This is a genomic window from Lentzea waywayandensis (assembly GCF_900115955.1).
GTDB classification, from domain to species: domain Bacteria; phylum Actinomycetota; class Actinomycetes; order Mycobacteriales; family Pseudonocardiaceae; genus Lentzea; species Lentzea waywayandensis.
On the sequence record NZ_FOYL01000003.1, the window covers coordinates 311,263 to 327,618 of the forward strand.

General features: G+C 68.9%; 16 protein-coding genes. 8 read left to right on the forward strand and 8 right to left on the reverse strand.

All coding sequences use genetic code 11. The annotated features are described in order from the left end of the window. Nucleotides 1-2 precede the first annotated feature (2 nt). Nucleotides 3-554 carry a hypothetical protein gene (locus BM417_RS12210; RefSeq protein WP_093591848.1) on the reverse strand — a complete coding sequence of 184 codons (552 nt, stop codon included), beginning with the start codon at nt 552-554 and terminating at the stop codon, nt 3-5. A 70-nt stretch (nt 555-624) separates the two neighbouring features. Further along, nucleotides 625-1,527 carry a glycosyltransferase family 2 protein gene (locus BM417_RS12215; protein ID WP_245821874.1) on the reverse strand — a complete coding sequence of 301 codons (903 nt, stop codon included), beginning with the start codon at nt 1,525-1,527 and terminating at the stop codon, nt 625-627. Between the two features lie 20 nt (nt 1,528-1,547). Here BM417_RS12215 and BM417_RS12220 point away from each other — a divergent pair, with 20 nt between their 5' ends. From BM417_RS12220 to BM417_RS12230, 3 genes are all read left to right on the forward strand, one after another. Beyond that, nucleotides 1,548-2,519 carry a glycosyltransferase family 4 protein gene (locus BM417_RS12220; protein ID WP_093591851.1) on the forward strand — a complete coding sequence of 324 codons (972 nt, stop codon included), beginning with the start codon at nt 1,548-1,550 and terminating at the stop codon, nt 2,517-2,519. An 80-nt stretch (nt 2,520-2,599) separates the two neighbouring features. Continuing rightward, nucleotides 2,600-3,727: a glycosyltransferase family 4 protein gene (locus BM417_RS12225; protein WP_093593596.1), complete on the forward strand. Its 1,128-nt coding sequence runs from the start codon at nt 2,600-2,602 to the stop codon at nt 3,725-3,727. 50 nt (nt 3,728-3,777) lie between these two features. Beyond that, nucleotides 3,778-4,632 (forward strand): glycosyltransferase family 2 protein, encoded by an 855-nt coding sequence (locus BM417_RS12230; protein ID WP_177320395.1) that lies wholly within the window; start codon nt 3,778-3,780, stop codon nt 4,630-4,632. Nucleotides 4,633-5,253: 621 nt separating this feature from the next. Here the strand turns inward: BM417_RS12230 and BM417_RS12235 are convergent. Continuing rightward, nucleotides 5,254-5,673, reverse strand: coding sequence for a hypothetical protein (locus BM417_RS12235; RefSeq protein WP_093591857.1), 420 nt, complete (start codon nt 5,671-5,673; stop codon nt 5,254-5,256). Between the two features lie 101 nt (nt 5,674-5,774). On the opposite strand from BM417_RS12235, the gene manB reads away from it, so the two are divergent. Then, nucleotides 5,775-6,842 carry a mannose-1-phosphate guanylyltransferase gene (gene manB / locus BM417_RS12240; RefSeq protein WP_245821875.1) on the forward strand — a complete coding sequence of 356 codons (1,068 nt, stop codon included), beginning with the start codon at nt 5,775-5,777 and terminating at the stop codon, nt 6,840-6,842. Next, nucleotides 6,835-7,716: a DNA-3-methyladenine glycosylase family protein gene (locus BM417_RS12245; protein WP_093591863.1), complete on the forward strand. Its 882-nt coding sequence runs from the start codon at nt 6,835-6,837 to the stop codon at nt 7,714-7,716. Before manB ends, BM417_RS12245 begins: the two co-directional genes overlap by 8 nt. On the opposite strand, the gene BM417_RS12250 is transcribed toward BM417_RS12245, so the two are convergent. Genes BM417_RS12250 through BM417_RS12265 form a run of 4 tightly spaced genes read right to left on the reverse strand, consistent with a single transcriptional unit; the run spans nt 7,713 to nt 11,291 of the window. After that, a complete protein-coding gene (locus BM417_RS12250) occupies nt 7,713-8,240 on the reverse strand; it encodes an NUDIX hydrolase (RefSeq protein WP_093591866.1) in 528 nt (175 codons plus the stop codon). The two genes, BM417_RS12245 and BM417_RS12250, sit on opposite strands and share 4 nt — an antisense overlap. Then, the gene (locus tag BM417_RS12255; protein ID WP_093593599.1) at nt 8,237-9,559 is read right to left on the reverse strand and encodes a coenzyme F420-0:L-glutamate ligase; all 1,323 of its coding nucleotides are present in this window, start codon (nt 9,557-9,559) and stop codon (nt 8,237-8,239) included. Before BM417_RS12255 ends, BM417_RS12250 begins: the two co-directional genes overlap by 4 nt. Beyond that, the gene (cofD, locus tag BM417_RS12260) at nt 9,552-10,502 is read right to left on the reverse strand and encodes a 2-phospho-L-lactate transferase (protein ID WP_093591869.1); all 951 of its coding nucleotides are present in this window, start codon (nt 10,500-10,502) and stop codon (nt 9,552-9,554) included. The genes BM417_RS12255 and cofD overlap by 8 nt, the downstream gene beginning before the upstream one ends. Nucleotides 10,503-10,535: 33 nt before the next feature. Further along, entirely contained in the window at nt 10,536-11,291 is a 756-nt protein-coding gene (locus tag BM417_RS12265) for a site-2 protease family protein (RefSeq protein WP_093591872.1), read from the reverse strand. A 245-nt stretch (nt 11,292-11,536) separates the two neighbouring features. On the opposite strand from BM417_RS12265, the gene BM417_RS12270 reads away from it, so the two are divergent. Together BM417_RS12270 and BM417_RS12275 are read left to right on the forward strand one after the other, a co-directional pair. Further along, nucleotides 11,537-11,842, forward strand: a complete 306-nt coding sequence (locus BM417_RS12270) for a WhiB family transcriptional regulator (RefSeq protein WP_051784712.1) — start codon at nt 11,537-11,539, stop codon at nt 11,840-11,842. Between the two features lie 31 nt (nt 11,843-11,873). Next, a complete protein-coding gene (locus BM417_RS12275) occupies nt 11,874-15,044 on the forward strand; it encodes a glycosyltransferase family 2 protein (protein WP_093591875.1) in 3,171 nt (1,056 codons plus the stop codon). Nucleotides 15,045-15,449: 405 nt separating this feature from the next. Here BM417_RS12275 and BM417_RS12280 read toward each other — a convergent pair whose 3' ends face one another. Continuing rightward, nucleotides 15,450-15,893 (reverse strand): metallopeptidase family protein, encoded by a 444-nt coding sequence (locus BM417_RS12280; protein WP_093593602.1) that lies wholly within the window; start codon nt 15,891-15,893, stop codon nt 15,450-15,452. A 93-nt stretch (nt 15,894-15,986) separates the two neighbouring features. On the opposite strand from BM417_RS12280, the gene BM417_RS12285 reads away from it, so the two are divergent. Further along, entirely contained in the window at nt 15,987-16,346 is a 360-nt protein-coding gene (locus BM417_RS12285; protein ID WP_218164452.1) for a DUF3499 domain-containing protein, read from the forward strand. Nucleotides 16,347-16,356 lie beyond the last annotated feature (10 nt).

Below are 16,356 nucleotides of genomic sequence, written 5' to 3' on the forward strand. Positions count from 1 at the left end.
CGCTAAGCCTGCCTCATCACTCTGCGCGCCCGCAGTGTGGTTGCACAGATCAGGAGCAACACGACAGCTAGAGGTACTCCGAAGACCCACTCGCCGGACCAGTCGTTGCGCTCGGCGAGCAACGGCCGCATCAGCGGGTGCCGCAGGACGGTGGCCGGGCCGGGCCGCATCTTCTTGTCCTGCTCGCCTCGCACGACTATCCGCAGCTCGGCGCCGTCCGGGCAGGTGACGCGGTGCGCGTACGCGGGGTTGTCCGGCCCCGGCACGTCCTCGACGCTGGTGATCACGCACGTCTGGGGCGTGGCGAGGACGTCCATCAACGCGCGGTGACCGTCGCCGACCAGCACCGCTGTGCCGGGAATCACGACCATGAACGCGGGCAGCACGAGCCACGCCGGCCCGAGCTTGCCGACGCCCCACGCGAACGCGAGCGACAGCAGGCAGCACGGCATCAGCACCGCGAGCTCGTACCGCTCGGGCACGATCGCGCCCAGCACGACCGCGAAGGCGACCGCGGCGAGCCCGATCACGATGAGTGGCGCCGGCCGCCTCACGACTGCTTCCTGAGGTTCATCGTCACGGGGGACGCCTGTGGGCGGCAGGAGGTTCCATCGCCGCGGGACATCAGCGGCCGGCCCAGTCCTGCCAGACGCTTCTGCGGGAGATCTTGGTCCTGACCCTGAGGCGCTGGACGAGCGTGGCGGGAAGCCTGAGCAGCACCTCGGTCAGGACCTGCGCGCGGAGCCCGAGCCGGAAGTTGGCCGCGTCCGGGACGTTCTTGCGGAACGGCAGCATCGCGGTGATCGCGAGGAACCGGGCGAGCTGGGTGAGCGCGACCGAGGCGGGCGCGCACCGCAGCAGCATCAGCAGGCGGTTGCGCTCGTTCCAGCGGTGGAAGAGCGTCGAACCGGGGCGCGTGCTGGCGCCGTGCCTGTGCCTGACCCTGGCCGGTCCGACCGAGATCACCCGGTGCCCGGCCAGCCGCAGCCGCCAGGCCGTGTCGGTGTCCTCGTAGTAGCAGAAGAAGCTCGCCGGCACGCCGCCCACGGCCCTGAGCTCATCGGTCCTGATCAGCGCCGCGCCACCGCAGAACCCGAACACCTCGCGTCCGGCGAGCACGACGTCCCTGCCGTGGCCGTCCGCGGTCAGCGCCACGCCGACGGACTGCGTCGAGCCGTCCGTGAGCAAGATCGACGAGGTGGCGGCCGCTGCTCCGGGTTCGCCGTTGAGAGCGCTCTCCAGCTCGGCGAGCCACGACGGCTCCGGCGCCGCGTCGTCGTTGAGCCACGCGACGAACTGGGTGTCGACCATGTCGAGAACGGCGGCGAGCCCGCCCGCGTAACCACGGTTGCGCGGCAGCCGCACGACCTCATGTCCGCTGATCAGCTCGGCTGTGCCGTCGTCGGAGGCGTTGTCCACGATGATCGTCCTATGTGGACTCTTCTGGGCCGCGAGCGCGTCCAGGCACGCCGTGATGTGGTCACGGCCCCGCCACGTCACGACCACCACGGTGCTGACTGCCGACACGGCGTGAGACGGTACGCGACGTGCCCGAGCTAGTAGTGCTGACCGAGCAACTCAACGCCCCGGTCCCCGGCGGAACCGGCCGCTACACGGCGGAGCTGCTCAAGGCGTTGGGGGAGAGAGTTCCTGACGGCTGGTCCGTGGTGACCGCGGCGACGTCCCGCGCCGACCGCGTGATCAGGGTGCCGCGCCGGGCGCTGGTGGCGTTGTGGGAACGCGGTCTTCCACCGAAGCTCGGCCCGCACGTGCACGCCCCGACGCCGCTCGCCCCGCTGCCGGGCGCGGTCGTCACCGTGCACGACGTCGTGCCGTGGACGCATCCTGAGACGTTGACTCCGCGCGGGGTCGCCTGGCACCGCAAGGTGATCGCGCGTGCGGCTCGTGAGGCACGCGCTCTGGTCGTGCCGACGCACGCCGTTGCGTCTCAGTTGGCAGCGTGCGTGCGCGTTGAGGTTCCTGTGCACGTGGTGCCCAACGGCGTGACGCGACTGGTTGCCCCGCCTGCCGACGACCTGCCCTCGTCGTACGTGCTCGCCATCGGCACCGTGGAGCCGCGCAAGGGCTTCGGGATGCTGGTGCGCGCGACCGAACGGCTGCGGGTGCCGTTGGTCGTGATCGGCCAGCAGGGCTGGGGTGACGTCGACCTGCGCGCGCCGCACGTGACGTTGCTGGGCAAGGTTTCCGACCAGCGGCTCGCCTCGGTGCTGGCCGGTGCCACCGTGCTCGCCGCACCCAGCCTGGCCGAGGGGTTCGGCTTGCCGGTGCTGGAGGCGATGGCCGCCGGCGTCCCCGTCGTGCACTCCGACGACCCGGCTCTGGTGGAGGTCGCGGGAGGCGCCGGAACCATCGTGCGGCGCGGCGATCTGGCCTCGTTGACGGAAGGTCTGCGGGCCGTGCTGGCTGATCCTCGTCACACCGTCGAGGCCGGAATCACCCGAGCGAGTGAGTTCACCTGGGGAAAGACGGCACAGGGTGTCTGGGACACACACGCTTAACGACCGGATTAGTGCATTCCCGTTAAACGCATTAGCAAATGACATTACGCTAGCTGATCGTGCCCACCGTCGAACCCAGCGTGTTGATCGACGCCACCGCGATCCCCGCAGACCGGGGCGGCGTCGGCCGTTACGTGGATTCGCTCGTCGCGGCACTGGACGCGGACGGAGCCAGACTCTCCGTCGTGTGCCAGCCACGCGACGAGGACCTGTTCACGAAGATCGCGCCGAACGCCAGGATCGTCCGGGCCGCTGACGCCGTCGCTACCAGGACGGCCCGCCTGGCCTGGGAACAGACGACGCTGCCCCGCCTGATCCGGACCCTGGGCGTCGACGTGGTGCACTCACCGCACTACACGCTTCCGTTGGCCGGCAAGGCCGCCTCGGTCGTGACGCTGCACGACGCCACGTTCTTCACCGACCCCGTACTGCACTCCTCGGTGAAGGCCCGCTTCTTCCGCGCCTGGACCCGCGCCTCGTTGCGACGCGCGGACCTGTGCGTGGTCCCGTCCCAGGCGACGGCGGACGAACTGGTCCGCGTGGCCGGCGCCGACCGCCGAGTCCTGCACATCGCCCAGCACGGCGTCGACACCGAACGCTTCCACCCACCGTCACCGGACGAGGTCCTGGCAGTCCGCAAGGCGCTGTCGTTGGGCGACACGCCGTACGTGGCGTTCCTGGGAGCCTTGGAGCCGCGCAAGAACGTCCCGGCCCTGATCCGCGGCTTCGCCCAGGCGATGGTGGGCCGAGCCGAACCGCCGGCCCTGGTGCTGGCGGGCCAGCCCGGCTGGGACAGCCAGGTCGAACGGGCGCTGGACTCCGTTCCGCACCGCATCCGCGTGATCCGGGCCGGCTACCTGCCGTTCGAACAGCTCGCCGGCTTCCTGGGCGGTGCCGAGCTGGTGGCCTACCCGTCTTTGGGTGAGGGCTTCGGGCTGCCGGTGCTGGAGGCCATGGCTTGCGGTGCGTGCGTGCTGACCACCCGCCGGTTGTCGCTGCCGGAGGTGGGCGGCGAGGCCGTTGCCTACTGCGGCGTCGGCGCGGGGGACATCGCCGCCGCAGTTGCCGACCTGTTGGACGACCCGGCTCGCCGGGCTTCGCTCGCGGCTTCCGGCCAGCAGCGGGCCAAGGACTTCTCGTGGGCGGTCAGTGCCGATCGTCACCGGCTGGCTTACGAGCGGGCGGCGTTGGTGCGGCGCCGGCGCTGACGCTCGGTGGGGGCGTCGGTGGCTGACCGGGCGGCGCTAGGGTGGCGCGCGTGAACTACGGCGACGGACTTGGTGTCGTGACGGTCACGTACTCGCCGGGCGAGACGCTGGCTCCCTTTGTGGACACCCTTTCGAAGGCTACTTCCCGTCCGGTGCAGGTGATCCTGGCCGACAACGGGTCCACCGACGGGGTTCCCGAGGAGGTTGCCGCCTCTCGGGATCATGTGACATTTCTGCCCACCGGGGGAAACCTCGGGTATGGCGGCGGGGCCAATCGCGGGGTTGCCGCGCTTGGACCCGATGTGGGGTGGGTGTTGATTTCCAATCCTGACATCGAGTTCGCTCCCGGCAGCGTGGATGCGTTGATCTCTGCTGCTGAGCGGTGGCCTCGGGGTGGGATGTTCGGGCCGTTGATCCGGGAACCCTCTGGTGAGGTCTACCCGTCTGCCCGGCTGTTGCCCTCGCTTGGGCGTGGGGTTGGGCATGCCGTTTTCGGGGCTGTGTGGAAGTCCAATCCCTGGACTCGTGCTTATCGGCAGGAGATGGAACCTGTCGAGCGGACTGCCGGGTGGTTGTCCGGGTCCTGTTTTTTGATGCGGCGTGAGGCTTTCGACTCCGTCAGCGGGTTCGATGAGCGGTACTTCATGTACTTCGAGGACGTTGACCTTGGGGAACGTGTTGGTGCGGCTGGGTGGGTGAACGTCTACGTTCCCGACGCCGAGGTCGTGCACATCGGAGGGCACTCGACTGCTCGGTCTTCGGGTCGGATGTTGCGGGAGCATCATCGGAGTGCTTATCGGTACCTGGCTGATCGGCATGCCGGGGTGCTTTGGGCGCCGTTTCGGGCGGTGTTGAAGGCTGGGTTGGCTTTGCGGGTTTGGGCTTTTACTCGGAAGGCCGGTTGACGGCGGGGTGCGCCTGGGTTGCGAGTTCGTAGGTGGTTGGGTTGCGGGCGTGACGTTGCGTTGATTCCTGGGGCTCCGCCCCAGACCCCGCCAATCTGATCCAAAACCGGGGGCCTACGCCGTGCGTGGGTTGATGGCACGCCTGTTGCGTTGGGCGGAGGCGCGTTGCTTTGGTGGTTGCGTTGGTGGGGTGGTTTCGTCACGAGCCGTACCAAGAGCGGGCCACACATGAGTAGGGGTGTCAACTCGACGAAAAGCGTGTCGAGTTGACACCCCTACTCATGTGCAGCAAGAGCTATGGCACGACTCGTGACGAAACCACCCCACCCAGACCGCACAGTAAGGACGGCTCGCCTTCGGCGTCGCTTGTGGGCTGGGGCTTGCCGTGACCGTGCGCTCGGACTGCTCGTCTTCGGCTTCGCGGGAGTGTCAGACCTGCTCTGTACGTTGGGTCGCGGGGGATGCCAAATCCAAGGTGACCCCTGCGCGAGCGTGCCCTCTGCGTGCCGTGGCGCGCGGGTAGCCGGGACTGTCAGACCCGCTCGCTAAGTTGGGTCGCGGGGGACCGAAATCCGCAGGGGACCCCTGCGTCAGCTTGCCCGGCGCTGCCGCCGGGGGTGCTCACATGTCGCCGCTCAGGCGTTGGGTCAGGGAGTTGCGGGCCTGCTGGTGGTTCGAGACGGTCGGGATGAGGCCCGGCTGCACGACCTGAGTGATCTCCGCGTCATCTGCTGGGGCTTGCGGCGCCGGCATCGACTGGCCCTGATGCGACTGGGCGTGCATCGGTTGCGTTGGCATGGGCTGGGCCGGCGCGTGGTGCTGGGGGCGCTGCTGGTGGTGTTGCTGGCCCATCTGCGCGGGCTGCAGGATCATGGTCGAGTCCGGGTCTCGGCGCGGGTCCATGGCGTTGACCAGCGAGCGAGGGATTTGTTGCGTGTCCGAGGAGTCCATCGGGGACGTCATGTTGTCCGGCGTCACGATGTTCCGCCCACGTGCGCGGGCGCGGGCGAGCATGGCGTCGGCCCGGTCGCGGGGGTCCATGTCGGATTTAGCTCCTTGCCGGGACCAGATCCCGTATGACGATCTGCTTCGTGTCAGAGTATTCCGTCGAACGGCTCGCTGTAACGCGGAGGAGGAAAAAGGTGCACGGCGTCGAAGCTGTGGTGCTGGTCGGGGGCAAGGGCACTCGACTTCGCCCGTTGACCCTGTCCGCCCCCAAACCCATGTTGCCGACCGCAGGGGTGCCATTTTTGACACACCTCCTGTCTCGGATCAAGGAGGTCGGCATCACGCACGTGGTGTTGGGGACCTCCTACAAGGCCGAGGTGTTCGAGGAGTACTTCGGGGACGGATCGAGGCTCGGGCTGGAGCTCGAGTACGTGGTGGAAGAGGTGCCGCTGGACACGGCGGGGGCGATTCGCAACGTGGCGGACAAGCTGCGTGAGCCCGACGTGATGGTCTTCAACGGCGACATCCTGTCGGGGGTCGACCTGTCGGGGATCGTCGACACGCACCGCAAGCACGAGGCGGATGTGACGTTGCACCTGGTGAAGGTGGCGGACCCGCGGGCGTTCGGGTGTGTGCCGACGGACGACGAGGGGCGCGTTCAGGCGTTCCTGGAGAAGACCGAGAACCCGCCTACGGACCAGATCAACGCTGGTTGTTACGTGTTCCGGCGCGAGGTGATCGACGCGATTCCCGCTGGGCGGCCGGTGTCGGTGGAGCGCGAGACGTTCCCCGGGCTGCTCGAAGCGGGGCGGAGGTTGCAGGGGCACGTGGACGCCACGTACTGGCTGGACCTCGGCAAGCCTGAGGCGTTCGTGCAGGGGTCCGCAGACCTCGTGCGCGGTATTGCGCCGTCGGCGGCCGTTGCGCAGCCTGGCGACTATCTGGTGCTTGAGGGCACGAGCGTGCACGAAGGCGCCACGCTCAAGGGTGGGTCCGCGGTCGGTGCGAACTGCACGGTTGCGGACGGCGCTGTGCTCGATGGCGCGATTCTGTTCGACGGTGCCGTTGTAGGTGAGAACGCCGTGGTCGAGCGTTCGATCGTGGGTGCCGGTGCGCTCGTGCAGGCCGGTGCGGTGCTGCGGGACGCCGTCGTGGGCGACTCCGCGGTGATCGGCGCGCGGTGTGAGTTGATCGGCGGAGCGCGGGTGTGGCCGGGTGTGGTTCTGCCCGAGGCCGGCGTGCGCTTCTCGACGGATGCCTAGCAGAGCCTGGACTCCACCGTTCCCACTCGATCTGGGCGCGGTGCTCGGAGGGTTGCGCCGCGGGCCCGGCGATCCGTCCTTCAGTGCGGAGGGCGGTGTCTGGTTCGCGGCGAACACGCCGTGTGGAGCCGGCACGGTGCACATCAGACGTGCCGGTGGTGAGGTGCTCGCGGAAGCGTGGGGCGAGGGCGGGCAGTGGCTGTTGGACGGCCTGCCCGCCCTGCTCGGCGCCGACGACACGGTGGACGAGTTCGTCGCGCACCACCCGATCATCGCCGAGTCGCGCAGGCAAAGACCCGGGTTGCGGCTCGGAGCCACGAACCGGGTCTGGGACCTGTTGTTCGCCTCGATCCTGGAGCAGAAGGTCACCGGCATGGAGGCCTTCCGCACGTGGCGTGAGCTGGGGCGGCGGTTCGGTGAGAGCGCTCCCGGACCGAAGCCGCTGAAGGTTCCGCCGACGCCGCAACGGCTGCTGGGCCTGCAGGACTGGGAGTGGCACCAGTGCGGGCTCGACGGGGCGCGCAGAAGGACGCTGATCAACGCCGCCCAGGTCGCGCACCGGCTGGAGAAGGCCGCGGAGATGCGCAGCCGCGAGTTGCTCGAGAAGGTGCCCGGCATCGGCGTCTGGACGTCGGCCGAGGTCGCGCAACGGTCCTGGGGTGATCCGGACGCCGTGAGCGTCGGCGACTACCACGTCGCCAAGAACGTCACGTGGGCTTTGACCGGTACGCCGGGCGACGACGACGGCATGATGGAGCTGCTGGAGCCCTACAAGCCGCAACGCCACCGCGCGGTCATGTACCTGGAGGCGGCGGGTCTGCGGCGGCCGCGGCGAGCACCGAGGTTCTCGCCGCGCGACTACCGCAAGTTCTAACGCAGGCGCGCGAGAGCGCTCTCGATCAACGGGTGCAGGTCGTCCACGTTGTCCGGCAACGAGTCCAGCGGCCACCACTGGAGGTCCACCGACTCGGCCGACCGCACCGGCTGCGCGTCGACGGGGGCGCGCACCAGGAACCGGACGTCGAAGTGCCGCGTCGGCTTGCCGAGCGAGCACGTGATCGGGTGCACGTCGAGGTGGATCGGCGTCGGCTCGATGCGCAGGCCGCGCATGCCGGACTCCTCGGTGGCCTCGCGCAGAGCGGCACCGGCCAGCGTGTCGTCTTCCGGCTCGCAGTGGCCGCCCAGCTGGAGCCAGCGGCCCACGCGCGGGTGCAGCGTCAGCAAGGCGTGGGTCGCGGTGGCGTCCAGGACCAACGCTGAGGCCGTGATGTGCCCTGGTTCGCAAGATCGCCGGCAGGCGTCCTCGCGGGCCGCCAGGAAGCCCAGGTAGGCCTCGCGCAGGGCGTCCTGTCCCGCGAACCGGCTCAGCGTCGAGACGGCGTCGGCGTGCAGTGTCAAAGCTCGATCAGTCCTTCCAGGGGCTCGCGCGGTGTCAGCGGCTCGGTCGGATGTCCGATCGCGACGGCGCCCAGCGGCTCCCAGTCGTCAGGGACACCCAGCACCGAACGCACGAGGTCCGCGCAGAAGATCGTCGACGACACCCAGCACGAGCCGAGACCCTCGGCGGCCAATGCCACCAGCAGGCCCTGCACGGCGGCGCCGCCGGCGACCGTGAACATCGTCTTCTCGGCGTCGGCGCGGCGGTCGTCGGGGTAGGCGTGCGAGCCGTCGCGGACGAGGAACGGCACGACGATCTCCGGCGCCTCCACGAGCAGGTCGCCACGACGGACCCGGCGCGCGATCTGTTCGGGAGTGAAGCCGTCAGCGCGCAGATCGGATTCCCACTGCTCGCGCATGGCTTGGAGCAGCTCCAAGCGCTTCTCCCGCACCAGCACGAACCGCAGCGGCTTCGTGTGGTGCGGAGCGGGCGCGGTCAGCGCCGCGCCGACGGCCCTGCGCACCACGGCGAGATCAACGGGCTCGTCCGAGTAGAACCGCACGGACCTCCGCATCAGCACGGCCTGAGCGCGGCCCTGGGCCAGCGCCTCCTCCGTGCCGAGGCTGAACAGGTCCTCCTCGACCGGCCGGTTCAGGTCGCGGGCCGTGGAACCGTCGTCCACCACCTCGAACCCGCGCAACACCGCCACCGGCACCGAGCCGAGCTTGCCCTTCACCAGGTCGGCGGCCGCGGCGATCTCGTCGGCGATCGCGACCATCGTCACCGCGAGTTCGTTGCCGTGCTCGTCCACCGCGCCCGCGTAGTCGTGCAGCACGCGGATGCCGGACGCGCCGATCGCGGCGTCGGTCTGGCCCATTCGCCACGCGCGGCCCATCGTGTCGGTGATCACCACGGCGATCTCCACGCCCAGCAGGTCTTTGAGAGCGCTACGCAGGGAAGCAGCGGAGCCATCCGGGTCGACCGGGAGCAACGCGATCTCGTCGCCCGCCACGTTCGAGGCGTCGACGCCGGACGCGGCCTGCACGATGCCGAGCTTGTTCTCGGTGATCAGCGTGCGCATCTTGCGGGCGAGCACCCGCACCGACTCCGCGTCGACGTGCTCGCGCCGGATCCTGTCCCGTTCCTCGGGATCGGCCGGCACGCGCACGAGCCGTCCCTCTACTTTGGACAGGATCTTGGACGTGACGACCAGCACGTCGCCGTCGCGCAGCCACGGCGCGGCCTTCGCGATCGCGCCCGCCAGGTCGTCGCCGGGGCGAAATTCCGGCAGGCCCGGAACCGGCAGCAGCTCCAGTGCCGCCGCGGCGTGATCAGTCAACGTCGACTCCGGCCAGATCCAGCGCGACGCGGGCCATCTGCGCCGTCGCGTCCACATCGGACATCAGCAGCGGGACCGCGCGCACCGCGACACCGGGCACGTCGGCGCGGTCGCCGGTGTGCACCAGCCACGCGTCCAGAATGCCGTCGGAGCACTTCCGGGAGCCGTAGTGCCGCCCGACCGCCTCGGCCGAGGTCTCCACACCGATCGCGTCCAAACAAGCGTCGGCCATGCCCCGCAACGGTTTCCCGCCGATGATCGGCGACAGGCCCACGACCCCGGCCTCGGTCTTGCGCAACGCGTCGCGGACACCGGGCACGTTGAGGATCGTGCCGATGCTCACCACGGGGTTGGACGGGGCCAGGATCACCGCGTCGGCCTCGTTGATCGCGTCCAGCACGCCGGGCCCCGCGGTGGCGGTCTCGGCGCCGACGAACGCGAACGACTTGGCGGGCACGGCGGCCCGGTGCTTGACCCACCACTCCTGGAAGTGGATGGCCTTCGTCTCGCCGTCCAGCTCCACGACGACGTGGGTCTCCACGCGGTCGTCCGACATCGGCAGCAGCTTCACGCCCGGCTTCCACCGGTCGCACAGCGCCTCCGCCACGGCCGACAACGGATAGCCGGCGCGGAGCATGCGGGTGCGAACGAGGTGCGTCGCGATGTCGCGGTCGCCCAGGCCGAACCACGTCGGCTCGGCGCCGTAGGCGGCGAGCTCCTCCTTGACGGTCCACGACTCGTCCGCACGGCCCCAGCCGCGTTCGGTGTCGATTCCGCCGCCCAGCGTGTACATGCAGGTGTCGAGGTCAGGAGTGATGCGCAGCCCGTGCATCCACACGTCATCGCCGGTGTTCACCACCGCGGTCACGTCCGCCCCGAGGGCTTTGAGTCCTTGCAGGAACCTCGCGCCGCCGACCCCGCCGACCAGTGCTACGACCTTCACGCCCGCCCATGCTTCCACAGCGCGGTGAGTGGCCTACAGGGAGCGCCAGAACGCGAACGTCTCGGCGCCGATGTACGCGATGAACGGGTCGCCGCCGATGAGCTCGAACAGCCAGGACGACAGCTGGAAGAAGAGCCGGCTGACCTCGGAGAAGCCGATCAGGACGGCGAACAGGACCAGCGGAGCCCACGGCCGGGCCTTCGCGCCGAACCGCTGCGCCTCGTAGGGAAGGAACGGTTCCAAAGCACCCCAGCCGTCCAAGCCGGGAATCGGCAGGATGTTGAGCACGAACGCGAACACCTGCAACAAAGCAAGGTACGAAATCGCGGCGGCGAGCGCGGTGGGCGGCGAGAAGATCGCGACGACCAGCGCGAGCAGAACGCCGATCACGAGGTTCGAAATCGGTCCCGCGAGTGAGACCAACGACTCGATCTTCTTCGAGCGGAGCGCGTGGTGGTTGATCCACACAGCACCACCCGGAAGGGGGATTCCGCCCATGACCAGCAGCACGAGCGGCAGCACGATGCTGAGCACCGGGTCGGTGTAACGGCGGATGTCAAGGGTCAGATAACCCTTGTCACGTACGGAAAAATCGCCACCCTTGTATGCGACGGCGGCGTGCCCGAACTCGTGCAGGCACAGCGTGACCGCCCACCCGGCGAGTACGAAGAGGATGGTGCCCGAGATGATGGCGACGTCACCTTCGAGCAGGGTGAGGGCGGCTCCAGCGGCAGCCGCCGCGAGCAGGCCGAGGAACAGTGGACTGGGGCGAACCGCTGATCGCTTCACCCCTCCAGTGTGGCGTGTCGGCTGGTGTCATGGGCCGTTCGGGGACACGTTGCAACACCTGAATCACTGTCTGTGCTGCCAGTCAAGGTTTTTGCGGCCATCCGCGCGAATATCCCCCGACGTGTGGACTCCGCTTGACCGCCCGCTGTGACGCAGGTGTAATCACATCGGTGTCATTCGTCGTTGTGGGAACGGCGTCTGGCGTCCGCCAACCGGGGAGAGCGGAAGGCGAGGAGGCGGACGAAATGCAGGAATTCGAAGAGCTCGAAGAAGATCACGTCACGCAGCCGGTCGTGCAGGGCGAGCTGTCGTACCTGTTCGACCCTGCCGACGAGCAGGACTGGCAGGAGCGCGCGCTCTGCGCACAGACCGATCCTGAGGCGTTCTTCCCCGAAAAGGGAGGGTCGACTCGGGAGGCCAAGCGCATCTGCCTGGGCTGCGAGGTGCGTTCGGAGTGCCTTGAGTACGCACTCCAGCACGACGAACGCTTCGGCATCTGGGGTGGTCTCAGTGAACGAGAACGCCGCAAGCTGAAGAAGCGAGCCGTCTAGAAGCGTGATCTTCGTGCCCTAACTTGGGGACGTGACAAGTCCTCAGCCGAGGCTCCGGACAGCGCCGGTGCTGTGCGTCCTGGTCTGCCATGACGGAGACCAGTGGCTCAGCACGGCGTTGTCCGCGTTGCGGCGTCAGCGAATTCGCCCTCGGCACGTGATCGCGGTCGACACCGGATCAACCGACCGGACAGCGAAGGTGCTGGCGGAGGCGGGAGATCTGCTGGACGGCGTGCTGACCGCGCCGCGTGGTACGGGCTACGGCACCGCCGTGCGGATCGCGGTCGAGCACGCTGTCGAACGGTGGGGTGACCCCGGCAAGTGGCTGTGGTTGCTGCACGACGACAGCGCGCCCGAACCCGACTGCCTGGCCTCGTTGCTGACCGCGGCCGAGATGTCGCCGTCGGCTGCCGTGCTGGGCCCGTTGTGCCTCGATTGGGTGGATTCTCGGCTGGTCGTCGAGGCCGGTTTGTCGACTGATTCTTCAGGACATCGACAGACGGGCCTGTCCTCGGCCGAACATTCCGCGTCGTTTCAGCAGAGCACCGAGGTTCTCGCCGTCTCGTCCGCGGGATCGTTGATCAGACGTGAGGTCTGGCACGCGCTCGGCGGTTACGACGAAGCGATGCCGCTGCTGCGCGACGATCTCGACTTCGGCTGGCGCGCTAATCGCGCGGGTCATTTGGTCCTGTGCGTACCGGTCGCACGCATGCGACATGCACGCGCCGCAACTAAAGGCTCACGTCGTTTGGACGCGGCCATGGCGCGGCCGGGCCCGTCATTTCGTGGCGTCGACCGCGCGCACGGCATGCGTACATTTTTGGTTAATATTTCAAGTTTCTCGTTTCTCGTCGGAGTTCCGCGGCTGCTGTTCCTGTCGTTGCTGCGCGCCCTGGGCTTCCTGCTCCTCCGGCGTTTCGCGGACGCACACGCCGAAGTCGGCGCGGCCCGCTACCTCCTGACCAGAGGCCGTCTGTTCGAAGGCCGCCGCGCCCGTCGTGGTTCCGCCGTCGTGCGCGGCCTCTTCACCAGCAGACTCACCCGGCTGCGCAACGCGATCCGCGCCGGCGCCACCTTCCTGATCCGCCGCCGGGTCGAGGCGGACGCCGCGCTGGGTCGTTTGCCCGCAACCGATGCAGGTTCGACGTGGCTCGAACCATCCGAAGTGGACTCTCGCCCCGTCGGCCCGTCGGCGTTGCCCGCCGGCGCCTCCCGAGGCCGTCCGCGCGTCGCCGGCCTGCGCCGCCCACCTGTGGTCGTTCCCGTCGACGCCGCCCTGCCCGGTGCCCTGCGCCCGGCACCGCGCCCCCGTCCGTCGCCCGGCCCGCGCGGCGCTCCCGGCATGGTCTTCGTCGAGGTCGACCAGTCGCGGATGCTGCGCTCACTTCTGCTCGCGCCCCCGGTTCTGCTCCTGCTGGGACTCTCGGCCGTCGCCGTGATCGCGAACTGGTCCCGGCTGGGCCTGAACCTTGCGGGCGGCCGGCTGCTCCCGGTCGGCTCGGCGGGTTCGGTCTGGTCGACCTACCTGTCGTCGTGGCACCCGGTCTTCGGCGGCACCGCGGCGCCTGCTCCCGCGGCGTTGGCCATCCTGGGCCTGATCCCCGGCGGGCCTTCGTTCGCCGTCGCACTGCTGTTGCTCGGCGACATCCCCCTCGCCGCGTTGTCCGCCTACATCGCGTCACGCGGCATGCGCGTACGACGTTCCGTGCGCGCGGTGGTGGCCGCCTTCTACGGCCTGCTGCCGGTCGCGACGACCGCGGTCGCGGAAGGCCGCCTGGACGTCATCGTCGTGCACGTCGTGACGCCCGTGGTCTTCGCCGGCGTGTACGCGGTGTTGCGCGCGTCGTCCACGCACGCCTGGCTGCCCATGGCTTCCGGCACCGCGATCGGCGTCGCCGTGCTGGGCGCGTTCTCGCCCCTGACCCACGTCGTGATCATCGTAGGCGCTCTGGCCGGCTTCATCGCGGTCACCGGCGGTGCGCGCCGGATCGCGGCGCTGTTCATGATCGTGCTTCTGCCGATGGGGTTGCTTCTGCCGTGGCCTGCCGTCTTGTTGCAGCACCCGGAGATGGTTCTCAACGGTCTTGGCGCCGCGTTCTCATCGCCGCCGCCGAACCTCGTCGTCTGTTCGGTCTTCGTGGCCGCCGCGTTCGCTGCCGCGGTGTTGCGGCCCAACGCTTCGATGTTGCCCGGGCTGTTGGTGATCGTGCTGGCCATCGGGGCTCTTGCCGCGGTGGCTGCTGTCGGGGCATGGCCTGGGACACCGTTGGTTCTGCTGGCCTGGGGGCTCGTTTGTGTGGTGCTTGCCGGGTGCCAGCGTGGGGTGGCACCCGGCGTTGCCGGGCAGGTTCGGGTGCGGCGGGCTGTGTACGTCGTCGGTGTGGTGACGTTGGTCAGCTTGGGAGTGGCCGGGTTGCTGGATCTCCGGTCTGGGCCGCTGAAGGCTGACGGTGGTGTTGCTTTGAGTCCGTCCTTGACTGCCGAGTTGGAGCGGTCTGGGCGGTCGGTGCTGGTTCTGGGGTCGCCGGTTCGTCAGGTTGCTGGGCGGATGCCTGCCTTTGGGGATGACGATCTGGTGCCCACCGTGTCGTCGCCTGCTCGGTTGCGGCGGTGGAACTCGTCTCTGTTGGACGGGGCTGCGCCTGCCGTCAAGACCGCCTTGGCTCAGGCTGCGGCTTCTGGGGTGGCCTTTGTGGTGTTGCCATCCGAGGAGGTGGCCGCTCGGGTTCGGGCTGCTGCCGGCGAGTTGGTGTCGGTGGCGCCTGTCGCTTCTGATGGGCGGCCTGTGCTGCGGTTGCGGTTCGCTGCCGACACCGGGGTGTTGCTGGCGCCTGATCTGGCTCGGCGGGCTCGGACCGGTGGGGAGCCGCCTGAGGAGCTGGCTGCCTCTGGGGTGGTGCCGGTGAATCTGTCGTTGCCGGAGGTCGCGGTTCGGGTTTCGCCTGGTGGGGAGGGGCGGGTGCTCGTTCTGGCTGCGGAGGACGAGCCTGGGTGGCGGGTCTTCGTGGATGGGCAGCAGGTGCCTGTGGTTCGGGCTTGGGGGCATTTGGTCGGGGTGCCGTTGCCGTCTTCTGCCGCTGAGGTTCGGGTGGAGATGTCTTCTACCTTGCGGGACTTTTTGTTGTTGGGGCAGGCGGCTGCCGCGTTGTTCACGTTGTTGACCGCTGTGCCTACTCGGCGGCGGGGTGCGCCTGGTCCGTAGGTGGTTGGGTTGCGGGCGGCTGTGGCGGCTGCTTCCTGGGGCTCCGCCCCAGACCCCGCCAATCTGATCCAAAACCGGGCCTACGCCGTGCGTGGGTTGATGGCACGCCTGGTGCGTTGGGCGGAGTTGCGTTGCGTAGATGGTTGCGTTGGTGGGGTGGTTTCGTCACGAGTCGAGCCAAGAGCGGGCCACGCATGAGTAGGGGTGTCAACTCGACGAAAAGCGTGTCGAGTTGACACCCCTACTCATGTGCAGCGAGAGCTGTGGCACGACTCGTGACGAAACCACCCCACCCAGACCGCACGGTAAAGACGGCTCGCCTTCGGCATCGCGGGTGGGTGGGGCTTGCGCGCCTGTGAGTGCCCGGGGTGTGCCGGGCTGTGCGAGCGGTGTGTGAGAGGGGTCTCAGCCCTCGTCCACCACGTCCGGGTCCAGGCCCAGGTAGTTCGCCACCTGCTCCACCAGGACGTCGTGCACCAGGTCGGACAGGTCGGCGCCGTCCTTCGCCCGTGCCTCGAGAGGCCGGCGGTACAGGACGATCCGCGCGCGGTTGTCCGAGCCTGGGGGGAGCAGGCGGGCCAGGGGGACGTTGCCGTCCTCGACCACGCCGTCTTCGCCTTCCACCTGGACGTCCGGGACGTCGTCCACGGCCACGTCGAGCTGGGTGAGTTCGGTTCGCCAGCGGGCCTCGATGGGCTCCAGTGCCTCTATGACCAGGGCGTCGAAGCGTTCTGCCCGGGAGCGGGCCGCTGGGAGCGTGGCCGGGTAGAGCGGGCCGCGCAGGCCTCGGCCGTGCCGGTCGCGGTTGCGTCGGCGCGGCGAATTCTGCCGCTGTGAACCCCGTGCCATCACCACAACCCAGCAGCCTAGTTCCTACCCCTGACGACTAAACACAGCGTGCCTCACACACAGCCTCGCGTGGACGCGCTATCGTCCCCGATCGTGCGGAGCGTGAGACGGTGCTCGCGAACCGGGTGTGCTAACCCGGCTGTCGCCACGCTCACCTACGCCTATGCGGACTCCACCGCGGTCGTCGGGCCGCTTGCCACGTACTCCGAACCGCACAGCTACGACCTGTGCGAGGAGCACGCCTTGCGGCTCACTGCGCCGCGGGGTTGGGAGGTCGTGAGGCACCAGGGTGAGTTCGCGGCGCCCGAGCCGACTGTGGACGACCTGACGGCGTTGGCCGAGGCGGTGAGGGAGGCTGGGCGTGCTGATGTGAGCCCGAAGCTGCCCGACGTGTCCGCGGGCTCTCACAGGCGTGGTCACCTGCGGGTATTGCCTGATCCGCACGAGGACTGAACGACCACAC

Bases quoted from the DNA above. Each gene is read 5' to 3' on its own strand.
- BM417_RS12235 (WP_093591857.1), bottom strand. From the start codon at position 5,673: ATGGACCCCCGCGACCGGGCCGACGCCATGCTCGCCCGCGCCCGCGCA.
- BM417_RS12245 (WP_093591863.1), top strand. From the start codon at position 6,835: ATGCCTAGCAGAGCCTGGACTCCACCGTTCCCACTCGATCTGGGCGCG.
- BM417_RS12270 (WP_051784712.1), top strand. From the start codon at position 11,537: ATGCAGGAATTCGAAGAGCTCGAAGAAGATCACGTCACGCAGCCGGTC.
- BM417_RS12280 (WP_093593602.1), bottom strand. From the start codon at position 15,893: ATGGCACGGGGTTCACAGCGGCAGAATTCGCCGCGCCGACGCAACCGC.